This is a genomic window from Bacillus sp. FSL R5-0447 (genome assembly GCF_038606125.1).
GTDB lineage: Bacteria > Bacillota > Bacilli > Bacillales > Bacillaceae > Bacillus > Bacillus velezensis.
This window is the reverse complement of record NZ_CP152012.1, coordinates 1,909,219-1,926,065: the sequence shown is the minus strand read 5'-3', so window position 1 is coordinate 1,926,065 and position 16,847 is coordinate 1,909,219. Positions and strand designations below refer to the sequence as shown.

Here is a 16,847-nt window from a genome sequence, read left to right as displayed (position 1 = left end):
TTTCGATTAAATTTCCAGTTTTCCTGCTATGCACTGGAAAATTTCCTTTTTTTTCTGCTCAATATCAACAGGCGGCGTCATATCTGTCCATGAAACGGGCATTTTATTGCGAAACCAGGTCAGCTGGCGTTTCGCATATCGCCTTGAATTTTGTTTTAATTGCTCCACAGCCTGAGGGAGCGGCACTTTTCCATCAAGATATTCATACAGCTCTTTATAGCCGATCGCCTGAATCGATTGGCTGTCCCGTATATTCATATCATACAGCCGCTTTACTTCGTCAAGAAGGCCGGTTTCCAGCATCAGGTCAACGCGCTCGTTAATCCGGCCGTACAGCACTTCTCTGTCCATTGTAAGACCGATAAGAACCGCATTGTAAAGCAGCTCCCGTTTTTGGGTTTTAAGATGCTCTGACATTGTTTTTCCCGATACATGCAAGATTTCGAGCGCGCGGATGACTCTTCGCGTATTGTTTTGATGAATGGCTGCCGCCGCTTCCGGGTCGGCTGCCGCAAGCTTGGCATGAAGCGCTTCCGCCCCTTCTTCAGCCGCCAATTTCTCCATGCGCTCCCGGAATACAGGGTCGCCGGAGTTTTCCGTGAACGTATAGTCATACAGCACGGACTGAATGTACAGACCCGTCCCTCCGACAATCATCGGCAGCTTTCCTCTATCGGCAATCTCGGTGATTTTTCCCCTCACCATTTTTTGATAATCCGCCGTTGAAAAAGTGTCGGACGGCTCCAAAATATCAATCAGGTGATGCGGCACGCCTTCTGTCTCTTCTTCGGTGACTTTGGCCGTTCCGATGTCCATCCCTTTATATACCTGCATGGAATCTCCGCTGATGATTTCCGCATTCAGCATTTTCGCGAGTCCGATGCTTAGTTTTGTTTTTCCGACTGCCGTCGGTCCGACAAGTATGACGACAGGCTGTTTTTTATTTTTCAATATGTATCACTCTCTTTTATAAATCTCCCCCTAATTATAGCATTCATTTCTTCAGGCACCTATCCATTTTGCCCTTTTTCCTGAGCGCTAAACGTCGCTACCACCCGATCGGCTCGTTTCCGACAACCTCTCTCGTTTTTCCTTTGAGTGTATGGCGGTGCGTTTTCCGTCCTTCCTCCCGCGGATCGTAAACGACGCCGCCGTGCTGGATCTGAATCGGCTCATTGTAGGCGGCAAAGGTGGTCTCTGAAAGCTCATGGTAATGTGTTCCGTCAACCCTCGGGATGGCAGGGCCGGAAATGCCGTAATACCTATGAAAATGGCCGTTTTCAAACGAGGTGATGCCCGTATAGAAATGTGTATGCTCATCTGTATTGCTGCCGTTCTCCGGCTGCGAAAAGCCTTCGATCAAATGGTAATGCCCCTGCACTACATCCGTAACCGCCCGGTATGCGTGTGTGTGCGGAGGTTTTTTTGACCAATCGGACTGATACAGGCCCACAAAAGCTCACTCCTTTATTTTTTTGATAAACGCCCAATCAAAAATTGGTGGGCTGAATACTCTGTTATCATCTCAAATTTATTCTTGGAGGTACCTTAATTATGAATGAAGAATACACATACGCAGCAGATAGTGATATGAGACCGTTTGGGCGGCCTGGATTTGGGTTCGGACGGCCGGGCTTCGGATTCGGACGTCCCGGGTTCGGATTTGGATTCGGACGGCCGGGTTTTGGATTTGGCCGGCCTTGGTTTGGTTATGGATTCGGACGGCCGTTTGGTTTTTACGGCGGACCGTTTGTCGGAGGGCTTGTCGGGGGGCTTGTCGGAAGCGCTTTATTCAATCCGTACCTGTACGGGGGTTACGGCTACGGCTATCCGTACGGAGGTTATCCGTATTACTATTGACGAATCAAAAAGGCTCCTCCCCGGGGGCCTTTTTATATAGGCCTAATGTCTTGACTTGGCGGGCAAAGTTCGGATATTATTTTATTTTACTGCCTTAAACAAAAGGCATAAGGATTATGATGAGAGGGGGATTTGATATGATTCTGGGTTATATCTTCCTCACAATTGCTATTTTATCAGAGTCAATCGGCGCGGCCATGCTGAAGGTCTCCCGCGGATTTACGCGGTTTTTGCCGAGCGCGCTTGTAGTGGCAGGCTATTCATTGGCCTTTTATATGCTTTCACTGACACTGAATCTCATTCCGCTTAGCTTATCCTATGCAACATGGAGCGGAGCCGGAACGGTGCTCGCATCCATTATCGGAGCGAAATGGTTTCATGAAAAACTGGACAAGCAGGCCGTCATCGGACTCTTTTTCTTATTAGCCGGTGTCATTTTGATGAATTGGTAGAAAGGAGAGGCATGCTGATGAAAGGATTACTTTGCTTGGCATTAGCCATTGTATCAGAAGTGTTCGGGAGCACGATGCTGAAGCTGTCGGACGGTTTTACGCACCTGTGGCCCGCTCTCGGCGTCATTGCCGGAATCGGAGCCTCTTTTATGTTTTTGAGCTTCTCTTTGAAAAGCCTTGATTTATCCGCCGCATATGCGACATGGTCAGGTGTCGGCACCGCTTTAACGGCAATTGTCGGCTTTTTTGTTTTTAAGGAGGCCATGACAGTCAAAATGATGATCGGGCTTGTTTTGGTCATCACGGGCGTCATCCTGCTGAACCGTTCCAAGTCTCAAAAAGCTAAAAAAAATCAAACGGCCCGGAGCTGACCGTTTGAACTCGTCAAGCGCGGGCAGCTTTTACTTCAACCTCAAGCTCCATCTCCACGTTTCCTTGGACCGCTCGTGAAATCATACATGAGGACTCCGCTTTTTGCGCTAACTTCCTGGCGAGCGTAAAGTCCGTTTCGGCTGCACCCGGCTTTAATAATATAAACGGACGGTGAATGATTTTCTGGTACGTGAACACACCGTTCGTGACGTCTACAATTCCTTCAGATTCCATATGTAGATCTTCTTTATCCAGGCCGCTTCTTTCCATCATCGCCGCAAGCGTTATAATATAACAGGTCGCGGCCGCTCCAAGCAGCATTTCATCAGGATTTGTGCCTTCTCCGGGTCCGTCCATTTCCTTAGGAATGGACACAGCCGTTTCCAGCCGGCCGCTTTTAATATCGCCGACGTCATTGCGATTTCCGGGCCAATTTGCTTTTAAATAAAAGTGATGTTTTGCCAAGGGACAAACCTCCTTTTTTTCAGTTTACTCATCTTTCACTCGTTTGTCTTTTTTTAAGCTTACGAATACTCTTGATTGATCACTCTTTTTATCGTACGGACAAACCGGTAAAATTCCTCCGTTTTTGTGAATTCCCTTTCGCGGTAATCAAAATTATCAAAAAACGCTTCCCGCTGTTCTCTGCTGATCTCAAGCTGTATGCTCAGCCCGGTTTGCGCCTGGTTATTGATATTTTCGGTGTCAACCCCGGCCAGACCGGTTTTTGAGGTTGCCAATTCTGCAGAAAATCCGTTTCGTTCGAGAGCTCTCACCAATTTTTTCGCCCGCTTCCGGTCGCTTCCTCCGACAAGAGTATTTTTCTCGTCGCCTTTATAACCGTGAACTGCGATAACATAATGGTGCTGCTTAATGCTTTCGACTGCTGAAGGCTCATCGAACCTGGTGCTCGTAATATGAAGAGTCTGGTTATCATGCGTTTTTAATCCCTCAAACAGATAGGTTGAATAATCATCTCTGAAAGAGCGGACGATCTCGCTCACCCCGCCCTCAATTCTCCCTCCGTGCGGCGACATGATCAATACGGGGCTCCCCTTTCGCTTATTGTACGATATATGATAATCATCGGGGTCTTCATGTTCAGCCAAATCTTTAAAATCTGTGTATGTATCAGAAGAATTCGAGGGATCAGGGTCTGACGCATAATGAGCACATCTTATTAGTAAGACCATTGCTACGATAATGATGACATTAAGTAAAATTCTTTTCATCAGCTCTCCTTCTTTGCTCCTTTCTGAAAAATGACATGTTCATTATATGGATTTTTGTCAATAGGTCTTATCTTAACATTCTATTAACATTATCATCAGTGAAAAACTTCCCGGTTTCGAAAAATCAATGGATTGTCACGGTTCAAGCGCTCAAATGCCGGACATCAGTGAAAAAAGGTTGAGAGAGGGCAAAAAAAAAGGGAGGAACGCCCGAATTTTCAGGGGCGGGAGATTCACGGCCGGAAACGGACGGCATCAAGAATACGCTTTTAAAAATGAATATCCGCCTCCCGAAGCAAATGCACAGGACAGAATGGAGCCCGTCAAAAAAGTTCTCATCTGCCTTTTTGTACAGCAAAATGCCGTTACAGCCCGCTCATCCCCTTTTTTTATCATAATGGTCCGTTTTGAAATGGAGCCGTCTTTTTTCATATATATAATATCAATCGGAAGCTGTTTTTCCAAGGAATGTCTCAATATTATGTTCATGTATATACCTCCTTCCGCCGGCTTCACTATAAACGAACAAAAGTTCCGTTTCAACTCGATTTCTTCTCCTGAAAAAGCCGCAAGTAACCAGCGCTCCTGAAGGACAAACAAACTGACCGAACATACGGCCTGTTCATATGGTATAGAGAGAATCGCCAGAATGGGAGGAAAAGTATATATGTTTGGTTACTCAATGGTACAAATGGTGCGGTCAAATGCTCATAAGCTGGACTGGCCGCTCAGAGAAAACGTATTACAGTTATATAAACCTTTCAAATGGACACCTTGCTTTTTGCACAAGTTTTTCGAAAAAAAGGTGAAAAACAGAAAGAAAATGTCAGTCATCATTGAATTTGAAGAGGGCTGCCATGAATCCGGTTTTCACAGCACAGGACAGGTCTTATCAAAAGAAAAACGCTGCACCATAAAAAAGCAGTTTCAAACAATCAATTGCTGCAGCGCCGAAGTCACTCCATCCGCCCTTCACATGCTTCTTTCGCAATGCCGGGATATCCGTAAAATCTATTTAAACCGTGAAGTAAAAGCGCTCCTTGATACGGCAGCTGAATCGTCTCATGCAAAAGAAGTGACCCGTAACGGCACCGTATTAACAGGAAAAGGCGTAACCGTCGCCGTTATTGATACCGGAATCTATCAGCATCCCGATTTAGAAGGCAGAGTTATCGGATTTGCGGACTTTGTCAACCAAAAGACAGAACCGTATGATGACAACGGACACGGCACCCATTGCGCCGGTGATATCGCAAGCAGCGGCGCTTCATCTTCCGGTAAATATCAGGGGCCGGCGCCGGAAGCTGATCTGATCGGAGTCAAGGTTTTAAACAAATCAGGATCAGGAACCTTGGCTGATATCATTGAAGGTGTGGAATGGTGCATACAATATAATAAAGAACACACAAAGAATCCGATCAGAATCATCAGCATGTCACTGGGCGGAGATGCGCTCAGATATGATAAAGAAACGGACGACCCGCTCGTCAAAGCCGTTGAGGAGGCATGGAATGAAGGAATCGTCGTCTGCGTCGCCGCGGGCAACTCCGGTCCGGAAGCTCAAACGATTTCAAGCCCCGGTGTCAGCGAGAAGGTCATCACGGTAGGCGCCTATGATGACAATGATACGGCCAGCAATGAGGACGATACGGTCGCTTCTTTCTCAAGCCGCGGCCCGACGGTGTACGGAAAAGAGAAGCCTGACATTCTTGCGCCCGGGGTCGATATCGTATCTCTCCGTTCTCCGCGTTCATACCTTGACAAATTACAGAAATCAAACCGTGTAGGCTCCTTGTATTTCAGTCTGTCGGGCACGTCCATGGCCACTCCGATCTGTGCGGGAATTGCCGCCTTAATCCTTCAGCAGAACCCGCAGCTTTCGCCTGACGAAGTGAAAACACTGATCAAACAAAGTCCGGATCAATGGACAAATGAAGATCCGAACATTTACGGAGCGGGCGCAGTTAACGCTGAAAACGCCGTGCCGAAAGAGTAACCTTTTTATCATGAGAACGGGGTCGTCTAAACCTGCAGATGACTCCGTTTTTCAGGTGAACAGATGAAACATTTATAATGAAGGAACTCGGAACGCTTCAGAACCGGCTGTCAGAAAAAAAGATCAATGCAAGGCAGTGTATTTCTAAAAAAATAGGGAATAAGTATGGTGTAGATAAAAGGAGGAATCACAATGGCACTTACAAACACCGAATTGTCTGAATGGCTGCAAAAACAGATCGGACAAACGCTTGATATCAGAAAAGGAGAGCTGACAGACAGCCGAAACGAGATTTCTGATATGGACCAGATCATGCTTCAACTTGATGATGTTCTCGTCCGCCGGACAAACCATCCCGATGACTATGTAGCGGACGAAGAACTCGTCTTAAAAGGGCACGGCACAACCTATACGGAGGAAGGAAATGTCCCGCTTCCCCAAGATGCGTATGAAATCCCTCTGCTCGGCGACATCACCATCCAAAAGGAGCAAGACGGATTAAAGGTACATACAGATCGGGCCGTTTATACAATCGGGACCCGGAAAGAGCAATAAAAAGAAAAAACGCCCTGAATCAGCGGCGTTTTTTTATTGGTTTTTTTCTTCTGAATATCCGTGGAACATCGTGAATGCGCAAAGCATAATGCCTAAAATAATGATAATCGGGAGCCAGATCACGGCAAACTTATAATCCGGTTCAGCGAATGCACCGATGACCGCCCCAAAGCAATACAGCACCAAGGCAAGCGCGCGCAATACAGCATCTCTCGTAAACTGCTTCCGCTTGTCCGCTTTGTAAAACCTTGCGGTGAGATCTTCAAAAAAATTAGCGAGCGTTCCCGTTAATACGGTCGTGGAAATCCCCGCTACACCAAGTTTTCTCGCGGCTGTCGTCTGCATTCCCATTGCGAAGCTGAGCAGCATAATCAGCACATAAACAGAAATGGCATCTGCAAAAAAGCAGGAGAACAAAGCAAACAGCAGCAAAACAGCTCCTTCAATAGCTAAAGCGGCAGTTACCGCAGGGGGCCAGAATGATTTCTTTTTATTGCCCACAAGCAGGGCCGCGGCAATAACGCCGGCAATAAATCCGATTAACGAGGTTAACGATTTGAGTACGGCAAGGTGCCACGAGTTGCCGATCGCCAGGCCGAACAGAACGATGTTCCCCGTCATATTGGCGGTAAAGATATGTCCCAGGCTTAAATAACCGATCACATCCACAATTCCCGCTGTTAAACAAAGAAGTAAAAGTGCAATATTTCGGTATGTAGTCACTGTCAATGTGATCCAATCCTTTCTCATGCTGATTCCAACATATAAGTTTACTCTTTGCCATTTCATATGTCCAGCCGGCGTGCCGCTTTTTCAGAGCATAAAAAAACTCCGGCGAACCGGAGAAGCTACTGAACGATAAATAATACTCTCGTGCCGTCGGAATATCCGCTCATTTGATTTCCAACCCACGAACCGGCCCCGCGGTTATCCGACGGGGTTACATATCTGACATCAGCCCCCGCCCCGCCTTCTGTGCAGACTGCCATGGGCCATTCATCACGGTCAAACCCGGGCTTTGTCGGAATTCCTTTCAATGATTCTTTCCTTCTATTCTCTGCTCCGCCCCGATCAATTGTACAAATCTCAGAATGACCTGCCGAAATGGCGTCTTTTATATGATTTCCCGTCTCCGGATATTTTGACAGCGGGAAATACAGCACCTGATCGTATCGGGATGCGGCATGAGCAGCACTGTCCGAATGGATACCGGCGCCCGTAAGGCCGAACTGAAGAGAGATCACCAAAAGCAGACTTGCCGCCCATTTCATAAACGCATTCATTCACATCCTCCTTAAGAAGTTGATATGAAGCGTAAATATGTATATTAGCCGGATTTAACACACATGATGAAATGGCAAAAAAAGTTTGCTGTTTTGTTGATAATCAACGAAAATGGCGGCTTTACGATTTGTCTATTGAACCGGCTTCTGTTTCCTTATATATTTTAGACATACTTATGAGCCGTTGTGATCAGTGTCTTCGGCAGATAAAAGGAGGAATGCCGTCCGGTCGGCAGGCACCGGCTGTTTGTTATGTCTTTTCAAAAACATGAAGGCGGGGAAATCCAGATGGAAAAAACAATGTTTCACCCACACTCACCCGAGTTTCACGAAAACCCTTTTGCGGTTTTAAGCAGATTCAGAGCGCAGGACCCCATACATAAATTCGAACTGCAGCGTTTCGGAGGCACCTTTCCGGCTTGGCTCATCACGCGTTATGATGATTGTATGGCGTTTTTAAAAGACGGCAGAATTACGAGAGATGTAAAACGGGTCATGCCGAAGGAGCTGATCGCGAAGCTGAATGTCAGTGAAGATATCGATTTTGTCTCAGATCATATGCTGGCAAAAGACCCTCCGGATCATTCACGTCTTCGCTCTTTGGTGCATCAGGGGTTCACTCCCCGGATGATTGAGCAGCTTCGCACCGGGATAGAGCAGATCACAGAAGAGCTGCTGGATGAAATGGAAACAAAAGCAGATCCTGATATCATGAGAGATTTCGCCGCACCGCTTCCGTTTATCGTCATTTCCGAACTGCTCGGGATTCCGAAAGAGGACCGCGCCAAATTTCAAGTGTGGACAAACGCAATGGTCGACACGTCAGAAAGCGGACAAGATGCGACCAACCAGGCTCTCAAAGAATTTAAACAATATATGAAAACACTGATCGAAGAAAAAAGAAAACATCCGGGTGAAGACTTGACAAGCAAGCTTATTTACGCTGAAGAGGACGGCCAAAAGCTAAGTGAATCAGAGCTGTATTCCATGCTGTTTTTGTTAGTCGTTGCCGGGCTTGAAACAACGGTTAACCTTCTCGGCTCCGGCACCCTGGCGCTTCTTCTGCACAAAGACCAGATGGAGAAGATAAAGCGGCAGCCGGAAAATATCCAGACGGCGGTCGAAGAGCTTTTGCGTTATACCTCTCCCGTCATCATGATGGCAAATCGATGGGCGATTGAAGATTTCACCTATAAAGATGTTTCCATTAAAAAAGGCGATATGATATTTATCGGCATCGGTTCAGCCAATCGGGACCCGGAATATTTTGATGATCCTGATACATTAAATATAGCGAGAACACCGAACCGTCATATCTCTTTTGGATTCGGCATTCATTTTTGTCTGGGGGCTCCGCTCGCCCGGATGGAAGCATCCATTGCCTTTACTGCGCTTTTAAAACGATTTCCGAATATAGAGCTGAAAGGCGCGCCCGAGGATGTAACATGGAGAAAAAATGTGTTTTTGAGAGGGCTTGAAACATTGCCTGTCAGATTTTAATATCGCCCCCCTGTTTATCGGGGGTTTTTTTAATGTCTTATAAACAGAAATCAATACAACAATGAAAATTTAGTACATAGTAAATTTAGTTCTATATGGATAAAAAAAGCGGCCGGATTGCTCCGGCCGTTCTCTATTACCGTTTTACCAACTCATTTGTTTCGTCCAGCTTTTTTCTGAAAGATTTAAGGAAATTTGCGCTTATCGTTCCTTTGTTTGCGTACAGTTTTTCACAGAATGCCTTAATGGCGTTTTGCGGCTTTGGTTCCGACAGCATCGTGACATGATTGGAAGAGTGAACGTCCAGCAGGTGAAACTGTTTCATCTGGCGTTCCCATTCTTTCCAATACGCACCATGGTCTAACGGAATTTGTTCTTCCTCTGCTGTCAGATAACGTTCAAGATCTCCGAGGAACAAACCGCTTTTATTACGGAAGTAGTAGCATTGCAGCGCTTCCGGATGAGGCAGCGGCTTCATGTCATACTCTTCCATTCCGTAAGCGAGCTGCGTCTTCATCATTTGCTCCAGCTGCATCCGGATTGCTTCTTCGGATTTTGGCAGACCGCGCTTTTTGGCAAGGCCGATCAATTCTTTCAATACTTCTTCTTCCTCAGCCTGGACGGTAATGTCTTCTCTGCTGATTAATGCCTCTTCAAGGTTTTCAGGCTTAAGATATGCTGTAAGCATCGTATTGATCGTTTGCAGCATGACTGACTTAACAGATGGTTTTCTTTCTTTCCATTTTTCACTGTACGGGGTGTCGATCATGACGGCGCTTTTTACCGTATGACCTTCCTCCTGCAAGAGGCGCGCGGTTTCATATGCAAGCATGCCGCCCAAGGAATATCCGCCGAGGTCATAAGGGCCTTTCGGCTGTACCGCTTGGATGATTCTCTTATAAGAAGCGGCCGTCTCTTCGATTCCTTGCAGCGGCTCTTTCCCTGTCAAACCTCTTGCCTGGATGCCGTAAAAAGGACGCTGACTCTTTTTGGCGAATGGCTGGTATGCTTCCACGCCTCCCGTTCCGCCGTGAAACCAAAAAACAGGACGGCCTTTTTCTCTATCATTCAGCTTGACGAGTTCTGGAAAATTTCGGCCCGCCTCCTGCGATTGGTTCGTTTTTAACAGCATGCCGATCTCCTGAAGAGTGCTGCATTTCTGAAGAGCCTCCAGACTGATGCGGCTGTCTCCGTCCTCAAGTTTCTTCAACAGCTGAATAGAGGAGATTGAATCGAAGCCGTATTCAGTCAGCGGCTTATTTTGATCAATTTCCGCTGCCTTCATCCCCAAAATGTCTGCCACAATGTCAGCCGCGCTCCCGCAGCGGATCTGAGGATTCTGTGAAACCGGTGCAAGGCTGATGTCTTCTGACTGACCGCCGTTCCAATACTTATGGTTTTCAAAAGGATATGTCGGAAGCGGCACTCTTTGAACAGATTTGCCTTGGTGGAGTCTGTCCCACGGTATATCCGCACCTTTCACCCAGCAAAATGCAAGCTTTTCGAGATTGTTTTCAGCCAACAGCGTCTCTGTGACGACTGTACCGAGAGTCCCTTCCAGTAAAACGCCGATATCTCCTGATCCAGTCTGCTGACTGCCTGTAAAGAAGCTTTTCATTCCATTGCCTTCTTCGGAAAATGCTCTGTACTCTTTCAGTTTTTCCAGCAATTCATCTTGATTGCGGGCAACGAGTGCCAGGCGGCAGTTCATCGCCTCACGGCCGGTCTGAAGCGTATAAGCAATATCCCGCAATGACGGAGTATCTCCAGTTTGCACAAAATCAGCCAGCTGACTTGCGGCCGCCTTAAGACGCCCTTCGCTCTTAGCAGAAAGCACGATAAGCTGCGGTTCTTGCGCAGATTCTTTGTCCTTATGGCGCGGGTTGTACTGTTCCAAGACGACATGCGCATTCATGCCGCCGAAGCCATAGCTGTTAATTGCGGCCCGGCGCGGGATCGGTCTGCCCGTATGGTCGGTGAGCTGTGTCCATTCCTGATTGTCTTCGGTGAAACGGAAGCGGCTTTTCTGAATGGCCATTTGCTCATTTGCAGCTGTAAATCCGGGAATGCCCGGGATGGTATGATGCTTCATGGCCATCGCCACTTTTATAAGGGCGGCCAGTCCGGAAGCGAGTTCGCCGTGCCCGATGCAAGGTTTCACGGTGCTGATATAACAAGGCGCGCTTTCCTCTTGATTTGCAGGCTCGCCGTAACCCGCTTTGATTGCATTAAACTCCAGCGCATCTGCCATTTCGGAGGCAATGCCGTGCGCTTCAATATAAGTAACGGTTTGCGGATCAACATCGGTGTCTTCGTACGCTTTTTTCATCGCGGCCTTCATTCCCGCCGGATTCGGTGCGTGAAGCGACATGCCTTTACCGCCGTGAGACACTCCTGTTCCTTTAATGACCATGTGAATATGATCGCCGTCTTCAATTGCCGCCTCAAGCGGTTTGATGATGATAATGCCCGTCCCTTCGCTTCTGACAAAGCCATCGGCATCTTTTTGGAACGATTTCGCCCGGCCGTTTTTGCTTAAATACCCCATTGAATCAAAACCGATAAAGCCCTTCGGCGACTGCAGAATATTGGCGGCGCCCACGACAGCCTGCTCACATTCGTTATGACGTATTGATTGAACCGCCCTGTGCAATGCCACCAGGGTTGACGTGCAGGCAGCCTCGTAATATTCACTCGGTCCTTGTAAATTCAAGGCATATGATATTCTGTTCGGAATGATGGACGGAATGGCTGTTCCATTGTTCGGATCGCTGTTGCCCGCGGCAACGAAAACGCCTGTCGGTCTGCTTGATAACGCCTTATTTGTCAGGCCCGCATCCTCCATTGCCTTCCATGTATGCATCAAAAGCAGAAACTGCTCCGGCCCCATTTGTGATGCCTCTTTAGGAGAAATTCCGAAAAAGAGCGGGTCAAATTCGCCGACACCATCAATAAAACCGCCCCATCTGAGACTCGTGTCATTCTCATCACCGGCGTAACGGCGCCAGTCCCAGCGGTCCGCCGGAATTTCGGTAATACAGTGATCCCCGTTTACGATGTGCTCCCAAAAAGACTGGATATCCGGGGATTGCGGAAACTGAGCTGACATACCGATAATCGCGATTCCTTGCTTGACATCGGCGTTATCACAAGGCGTATGCTGTTTCCTCGGTAAAGTGCGCTCTTCTGTTTCCGTGACCCTGGCCTCTTCTAAATGCTTATGATCGGCAAGCAATTGAGAAAACTTGCTCTCATATGCTGACGCGAAGTGGCGGGTCAGCTCCTCCGCGGTCGGATACTCGAAAAACAATGTTGGATTCACATCGATGTCCGCCTCTTCGCCGATCTCTTTTGTCAGCCCGATCAGGCTCGCTGAATCAAGTCCCAATTCCATGATATTCGCGTCAGAACGAAGAGATGGCCCGGGTTCATCCATCATCTTGGCGAGCTTGCCAAGGACGTAGCTGCGGATATCATCTGTCAGACTGCCGGCAGAAATCGGTGCTCCCGCATTCTTAACAGCCGTTCGGGCCGGCTGATTCATCTGTTCGGTTTTCGGGCGGAACCGTTTCAGGGCATAGCCTTCAAAACGCATCACCACTTCCGATCGGCTGCTGATGACATCTGCGTTAATCAGAATCATTTCCCCCGTTTGTTTGGCCAGCTTGATGTGCAGCCAGCAATCGGTAAGATCTTCAGGGCTGCTGAAGGTGACAGAATTAATGCCGAACGGCAGATAGCTTTCCGCCTCCGTTTGATCCAATAAAGAAAGCGAGGCCAAGTAAGCACTGTTGGCGATTAATGGATTTACGGCATAATGATGCGCTCGTTGTGAGTCGCTATTGTTCAGGTTCACTTTCGCTAAAACGGCATCAGAGCCTTTGTACAGGCGGGTGATCGTTTTAAATTCTTCTCCCCACACGACGGTTCCCGTTCCGTCTCCGTATAACTCATCTATCCGGCTCACTTCCCGGTAAGAGCGCTGAATGGCCGCCAGATCCGCGTGCTGCTTTTGAAACAGATACGGGCTGCACTCGGCATACGCCGCTATGCTCCAATCAGGAGACGTGCGGCTGCGGTGCATTATGCTCAGTTCAAATCCATCTCCATTTTGTTTCGATTCTGTTTTCAGCTCGATGCGATCGCCTTTTTTTACGGTAATGGGGCTCGCGTAATTCAGTTTTTTAATTTGTCCTCCTTCCGCTTCAGGGAAAATTTCACAAAAGCGATCGACTGCCAGACTGTTATATGTAGCGCCGACGAGTACCGGTTCTCCGCTGAATTGATGCCCTTTCACGTATGGATCGTCATCACTGTATACCGCCTGAACGCCGGCAGCGTTTTCTGATTCACCGAATTGAAAAGAAGTCCCGTGGTCAAAAGCGTAGGCTGGCAGATGAACGGCGTGCTCTTGCTGCAACTGATCAAACGCGATATTCTCTCCTTTTTCCCATTGCCGCGCACGTCGGCCAATATCAGAATCGGAGAAATTGAGATTCCGCTGATCCATACGGTAAGCGGCCAGCTTTTCCAACAGTTCCTGAATGGAGGAAGCCGTAAATGCCGCCCGATACTCCGAATGATGCGTTCTTTTTTGCAGCGCGGATGCGATGGCGGCCGGATGAAGAGATGGCGTCTTTTCTAAAAAGGCCGCCAGTCTGTCAAGATAGGCTTCAAAACTCCATTTTGTTTTCGCTGACACAGGGAAAATATATTCCTCATCGCCGTGACGGGCCTGATCGGAATTCGGGCTGATATATTCTTCTACGATGAGATTTGCATATGCCCCGCCTGCCCCGAAGGAATTAATCATGCTTCTCCGCGGTATGATGTCCCCCGTTTCGGCATCCCTCATACGCTCCCAATACTCGTTTTTTTCCTGCAGGTAAAAAGCCGTTTGTTCAAGGTTGATATTCGGATTTTGCGGTTTTGCGTTAATCGTCGGGACTAATGTTTCCCGCTCCATTTGCAGCAGCACTTTCGCGAGCTGGGACATGCCGGAAGCCGCCTCTAAATGGCCGAGATTTGACTTGACGGATCCAAGCGCGCAAAAACGTTTTTTATCAGTATATTGCGCGAACGCATTTGTCAGGGCAATGACCTCAATCGGATCTCCCAATACAGAGCCGTTTGCCGCTGATTCAACATAACTGATTGTTTCCGGATTGATTCCGGCCTTGTCAATGGAAGACGCCATGAGCTTCGCCTGCTGTTTCGGATCCGGAGCCGTGTACATCTGCCTTCCGCCGCTATGGCTCAACGCGCTGCTTTTAATGACCCCGTAAATATGGTCTTTGTCGGCAAGCGCTTTGGAGAGCGGCTTCAAGAGCACTGCCCCGACTCCTTCTCCCGGCATCAGGCCCGTGCCGGTTCCGAAGCTTTTGCTTTCACTTCCCTGTTCAAGCAAATTCGCCCGTTCGAGCGCATCATATTTAGACGGTTCAAGCGTGAGATTGACCCCTCCGGCAATCGCCATGGAACAGCTGTTAAGCTTCAGGCTTTCACAGGCGAGATGAATGGCGCTCAGTGAGCTGGAGCATGCGGTCGTAACGCCCATGCTCGGGCCCGTTAAATTGAAAAAGTGGGAAATGCGGTTGGCGATATGCCAATCCCCTCCGTTAGAGCTGAGCGCAGCTTTTTCCAATGACGGGATATTCCAGAAATATTGATTGTACATACTGCCCATAAATACACCGATGCCGCTGTCTGATTCCTGCCATTCGTTTACTCTTTCTAACGAGTAGCCTCCGTTTTCAAATGTTTCCCATACGGTTTCAAGGCTTAGACGGAGCTCAGGCGTCATCTCCATCACATGGTCTTCCCGGATGTCAAACAAGTGATGGTCAAAAGCGTCAATATGCTGCAGAAATCCGCCGTACCGTGTTTTGCGTTCTTCTTTTCGTGTTTCTTTTGCCATTGTTTTCAGAAGACCGGATTTCCATCTGTTTTCCGGAGCTTCCGTAATACAGCTGTCTCCGGCTTTTAAATGCTCCCACAGCTCATCGAGGGTTTCAGACTCGGGATAGCGGCCGCTGATGCCGATAATGGCAATGTCGTCACAATCAGAACGATTAACGGTGACGGTTTCTGTTTCCGGCTTTGGCGCTTTTGGCTCTTTTTGTTCAGTGATAAACCGCCGCGTTTCCGTGACAAGCGGCACCGGTTCATTCATTGCAGGTTCCGGATGCTTTGTTTCAGGAGGCGCTTGTTCGGCTCCGAATGCCTGTTGCAGCTTATCCGGGTAAGTTTCCAGCAAATACTCGGCAAGTTCTTTCGTATTCGTGTGTTCAAATAAGACCGTTTTCGGCAGCTCGCCCGTCAATGTTTCCAGTTCGCGGATAAAATTCACCTGCAAAATGGAGTCGATGCCGTATTTTTCAAAGCTCGTTTCCGGCTGAATGCGCTCGGGAGCAAGCTTTATGGACTTGGCTAACGTTTCTTTTATGAATTGCACAGTCCGGTCTGTGACTGAGAAAGACGGTTCTGTGACATCAGCCGGCTCTTTGGAAGCCGCAGTTTCTTCAACCGCCTGCGCGTCCGGCTGCTTTTGCCTGATGACGCCGTCGCTTTCTGCCGCCACGATCTGCTGGCCGAGGTGGTGTGACGATTCCGCCATAAATGTAACGTACCGATATCCCTCGCTTTCCAGCGCAGACTGCCACGCTTCAGGATACAGCCCCGGGCATCCGGGAATGCGCAGTTCGGCGTCTTCATACAGCCACCAGCCTTCCAAAAGACCGAATGTCAGGTGAGAATAAACCGAATGGCTGCTAATCTCATTTAATAGCAAAATCCCATTCTTTTTCAGCACCGCTTTGGCATTGCGAAGTGTCCGCCTAATATTTTTTGTCGCGTGAAGCACATTTGCCGCAATTACCGCGTCATATGCGCCCGCCTCTATACCCTGCAAAGCCGGGGGCTCTTCCACATTAAACCGCTTATAAGTCAAATACGGATTGTCGGGACCGTATTCTTTTTCAGCATGCATGAAAAAGGCCTTTGACAGATCGGTGTAGCAATATTCTTTCACATGATGTTTGTACTCTTTTAATCTTTTGAACACGGCCGCGCTCGTCCCGCCCGTCCCCGCTCCGATCTCTAATATCCGGATTTCCGCGTCCGGGTCTTCTTTCAGGCGTTCTTCAATGAAAGCCGTCAATGTGTCAGCGAGCACCTCATTAAAATAGTCTGCCGTTTCATTGTTTTTATAGATTCCTTCCACCAATTCCATTGAGGAATCAGGAAACAGAACATCAGTGGCAGAAACTCTGCCGGATAAAATATCCGGCAAAGCTCTGAGAGCGGTCTCCACTAAGGTGATCATCGCCTGTTTGCTGCTGTCCTTGAGTAAAGGAGCTTTCTTTTCATCCCATTCTTGCCACAGAACGTCCGCACGCTCTATCGGACCTGTTAACACATACGTACTGCCTGACTGTTTCAAAAAGCCTTTTTGCACCAAGATGGAGATGCTTTCTTCCAGCCACCTGCCGTAAAACCCCTGCATGACAGGCTGCGTTTCGTTTTCCGTAAAAAATCCGACAGATTTCAGCTGGCCTGCCAATAGTTTGTAAAGAAGATCTTCAGTGTTTTGCAAAGC

At 48.1% G+C, this 16,847-nt stretch carries 14 protein-coding genes; 6 read left to right on the top strand and 8 right to left on the bottom strand.

The annotated features are described in order from the left end of the window. Positions 1-6 precede the first annotated feature (6 nt). Positions 7-951 carry a tRNA (adenosine(37)-N6)-dimethylallyltransferase MiaA gene (gene miaA, locus NYE68_RS09495; protein WP_324635835.1) on the bottom strand — a complete coding sequence of 315 codons (945 nt, stop codon included), beginning with the start codon at positions 949-951 and terminating at the stop codon, positions 7-9. 97 nt (positions 952-1,048) lie between these two features. Beyond that, complete coding sequence (locus tag NYE68_RS09490; RefSeq protein ID WP_014417831.1) at positions 1,049-1,453, bottom strand: YmaF family protein; 405 nt, start codon at positions 1,451-1,453, stop codon at positions 1,049-1,051. Between the two features lie 101 nt (positions 1,454-1,554). On the opposite strand from NYE68_RS09490, the gene NYE68_RS09485 reads away from it, so the two are divergent. The 3 genes from NYE68_RS09485 to NYE68_RS09475 all read left to right on the top strand — a co-directional run bounded on the left by NYE68_RS09485 (position 1,555) and on the right by NYE68_RS09475 (position 2,683). Continuing rightward, positions 1,555-1,860, top strand: a complete 306-nt coding sequence (locus NYE68_RS09485) for a hypothetical protein (RefSeq protein WP_039251440.1) — start codon at positions 1,555-1,557, stop codon at positions 1,858-1,860. Positions 1,861-1,997: 137 nt separating this feature from the next. Then, the gene (locus tag NYE68_RS09480) at positions 1,998-2,312 is read left to right on the top strand and encodes a multidrug efflux SMR transporter (protein WP_007410378.1); all 315 of its coding nucleotides are present in this window, start codon (positions 1,998-2,000) and stop codon (positions 2,310-2,312) included. Positions 2,313-2,329: 17 nt separating this feature from the next. After that, positions 2,330-2,683, top strand: coding sequence for a multidrug efflux SMR transporter (locus NYE68_RS09475; RefSeq protein WP_007410379.1), 354 nt, complete (start codon positions 2,330-2,332; stop codon positions 2,681-2,683). A gap of 13 nt (positions 2,684-2,696) precedes the next feature. Here NYE68_RS09475 and NYE68_RS09470 read toward each other — a convergent pair whose 3' ends face one another. The 3 genes from NYE68_RS09470 to NYE68_RS09460 all read right to left on the bottom strand — a co-directional run bounded on the left by NYE68_RS09470 (position 2,697) and on the right by NYE68_RS09460 (position 4,405). Then, positions 2,697-3,149, bottom strand: a complete 453-nt coding sequence (locus NYE68_RS09470) for an OsmC family protein (RefSeq protein ID WP_039251441.1) — start codon at positions 3,147-3,149, stop codon at positions 2,697-2,699. A gap of 59 nt (positions 3,150-3,208) precedes the next feature. Continuing rightward, complete coding sequence (locus tag NYE68_RS09465) at positions 3,209-3,916, bottom strand: poly-gamma-glutamate hydrolase family protein (RefSeq protein ID WP_007410381.1); 708 nt, start codon at positions 3,914-3,916, stop codon at positions 3,209-3,211. A 255-nt stretch (positions 3,917-4,171) separates the two neighbouring features. Beyond that, positions 4,172-4,405 (bottom strand): hypothetical protein, encoded by a 234-nt coding sequence (locus tag NYE68_RS09460; protein WP_015239897.1) that lies wholly within the window; start codon positions 4,403-4,405, stop codon positions 4,172-4,174. A gap of 178 nt (positions 4,406-4,583) precedes the next feature. Between NYE68_RS09460 and NYE68_RS09455 the strand changes: the two genes are divergently transcribed. Together NYE68_RS09455 and NYE68_RS09450 are read left to right on the top strand one after the other, a co-directional pair. Next, positions 4,584-5,912, top strand: a complete 1,329-nt coding sequence (locus NYE68_RS09455) for a S8 family peptidase (RefSeq protein WP_015417518.1) — start codon at positions 4,584-4,586, stop codon at positions 5,910-5,912. 192 nt (positions 5,913-6,104) lie between these two features. Then, positions 6,105-6,467 carry a hypothetical protein gene (locus NYE68_RS09450; RefSeq protein WP_324635836.1) on the top strand — a complete coding sequence of 121 codons (363 nt, stop codon included), beginning with the start codon at positions 6,105-6,107 and terminating at the stop codon, positions 6,465-6,467. Positions 6,468-6,500: 33 nt separating this feature from the next. On the opposite strand, the gene NYE68_RS09445 is transcribed toward NYE68_RS09450, so the two are convergent. Both NYE68_RS09445 and NYE68_RS09440 read right to left on the bottom strand, forming a co-directional pair. Next, positions 6,501-7,256 carry a YoaK family protein gene (locus NYE68_RS09445; RefSeq protein WP_003154084.1) on the bottom strand — a complete coding sequence of 252 codons (756 nt, stop codon included), beginning with the start codon at positions 7,254-7,256 and terminating at the stop codon, positions 6,501-6,503. Between the two features lie 59 nt (positions 7,257-7,315). Further along, a complete protein-coding gene (locus tag NYE68_RS09440) occupies positions 7,316-7,750 on the bottom strand; it encodes a NucA/NucB deoxyribonuclease domain-containing protein (protein ID WP_229041400.1) in 435 nt (144 codons plus the stop codon). A 288-nt stretch (positions 7,751-8,038) separates the two neighbouring features. Here NYE68_RS09440 and NYE68_RS09435 point away from each other — a divergent pair, with 288 nt between their 5' ends. Continuing rightward, entirely contained in the window at positions 8,039-9,250 is a 1,212-nt protein-coding gene (locus NYE68_RS09435; RefSeq protein ID WP_229041401.1) for a cytochrome P450, read from the top strand. A 136-nt stretch (positions 9,251-9,386) separates the two neighbouring features. Here NYE68_RS09435 and NYE68_RS09430 read toward each other — a convergent pair whose 3' ends face one another. Beyond that, positions 9,387-16,844, bottom strand: coding sequence for a beta-ketoacyl synthase N-terminal-like domain-containing protein (locus NYE68_RS09430; protein ID WP_324635837.1), 7,458 nt, complete (start codon positions 16,842-16,844; stop codon positions 9,387-9,389). Positions 16,845-16,847 lie beyond the last annotated feature (3 nt).

Coding starts and splice junctions, on each gene's coding strand:
- NYE68_RS09485 (WP_039251440.1), top strand. CDS start 1,555: ATGAATGAAGAATACACATACGCAGCAGATAGTGATATGAGACCGTTT.
- NYE68_RS09480 (WP_007410378.1), top strand. CDS start 1,998: ATGATTCTGGGTTATATCTTCCTCACAATTGCTATTTTATCAGAGTCA.
- NYE68_RS09475 (WP_007410379.1), top strand. CDS start 2,330: ATGAAAGGATTACTTTGCTTGGCATTAGCCATTGTATCAGAAGTGTTC.
- NYE68_RS09465 (WP_007410381.1), bottom strand. CDS start 3,916: ATGAAAAGAATTTTACTTAATGTCATCATTATCGTAGCAATGGTCTTA.
- NYE68_RS09460 (WP_015239897.1), bottom strand. CDS start 4,405: ATGAACATAATATTGAGACATTCCTTGGAAAAACAGCTTCCGATTGAT.
- NYE68_RS09455 (WP_015417518.1), top strand. CDS start 4,584: ATGTTTGGTTACTCAATGGTACAAATGGTGCGGTCAAATGCTCATAAG.
- NYE68_RS09450 (WP_324635836.1), top strand. CDS start 6,105: ATGGCACTTACAAACACCGAATTGTCTGAATGGCTGCAAAAACAGATC.
- NYE68_RS09445 (WP_003154084.1), bottom strand. CDS start 7,256: ATGAAATGGCAAAGAGTAAACTTATATGTTGGAATCAGCATGAGAAAG.
- NYE68_RS09440 (WP_229041400.1), bottom strand. CDS start 7,750: ATGAATGCGTTTATGAAATGGGCGGCAAGTCTGCTTTTGGTGATCTCT.
- NYE68_RS09435 (WP_229041401.1), top strand. CDS start 8,039: ATGGAAAAAACAATGTTTCACCCACACTCACCCGAGTTTCACGAAAAC.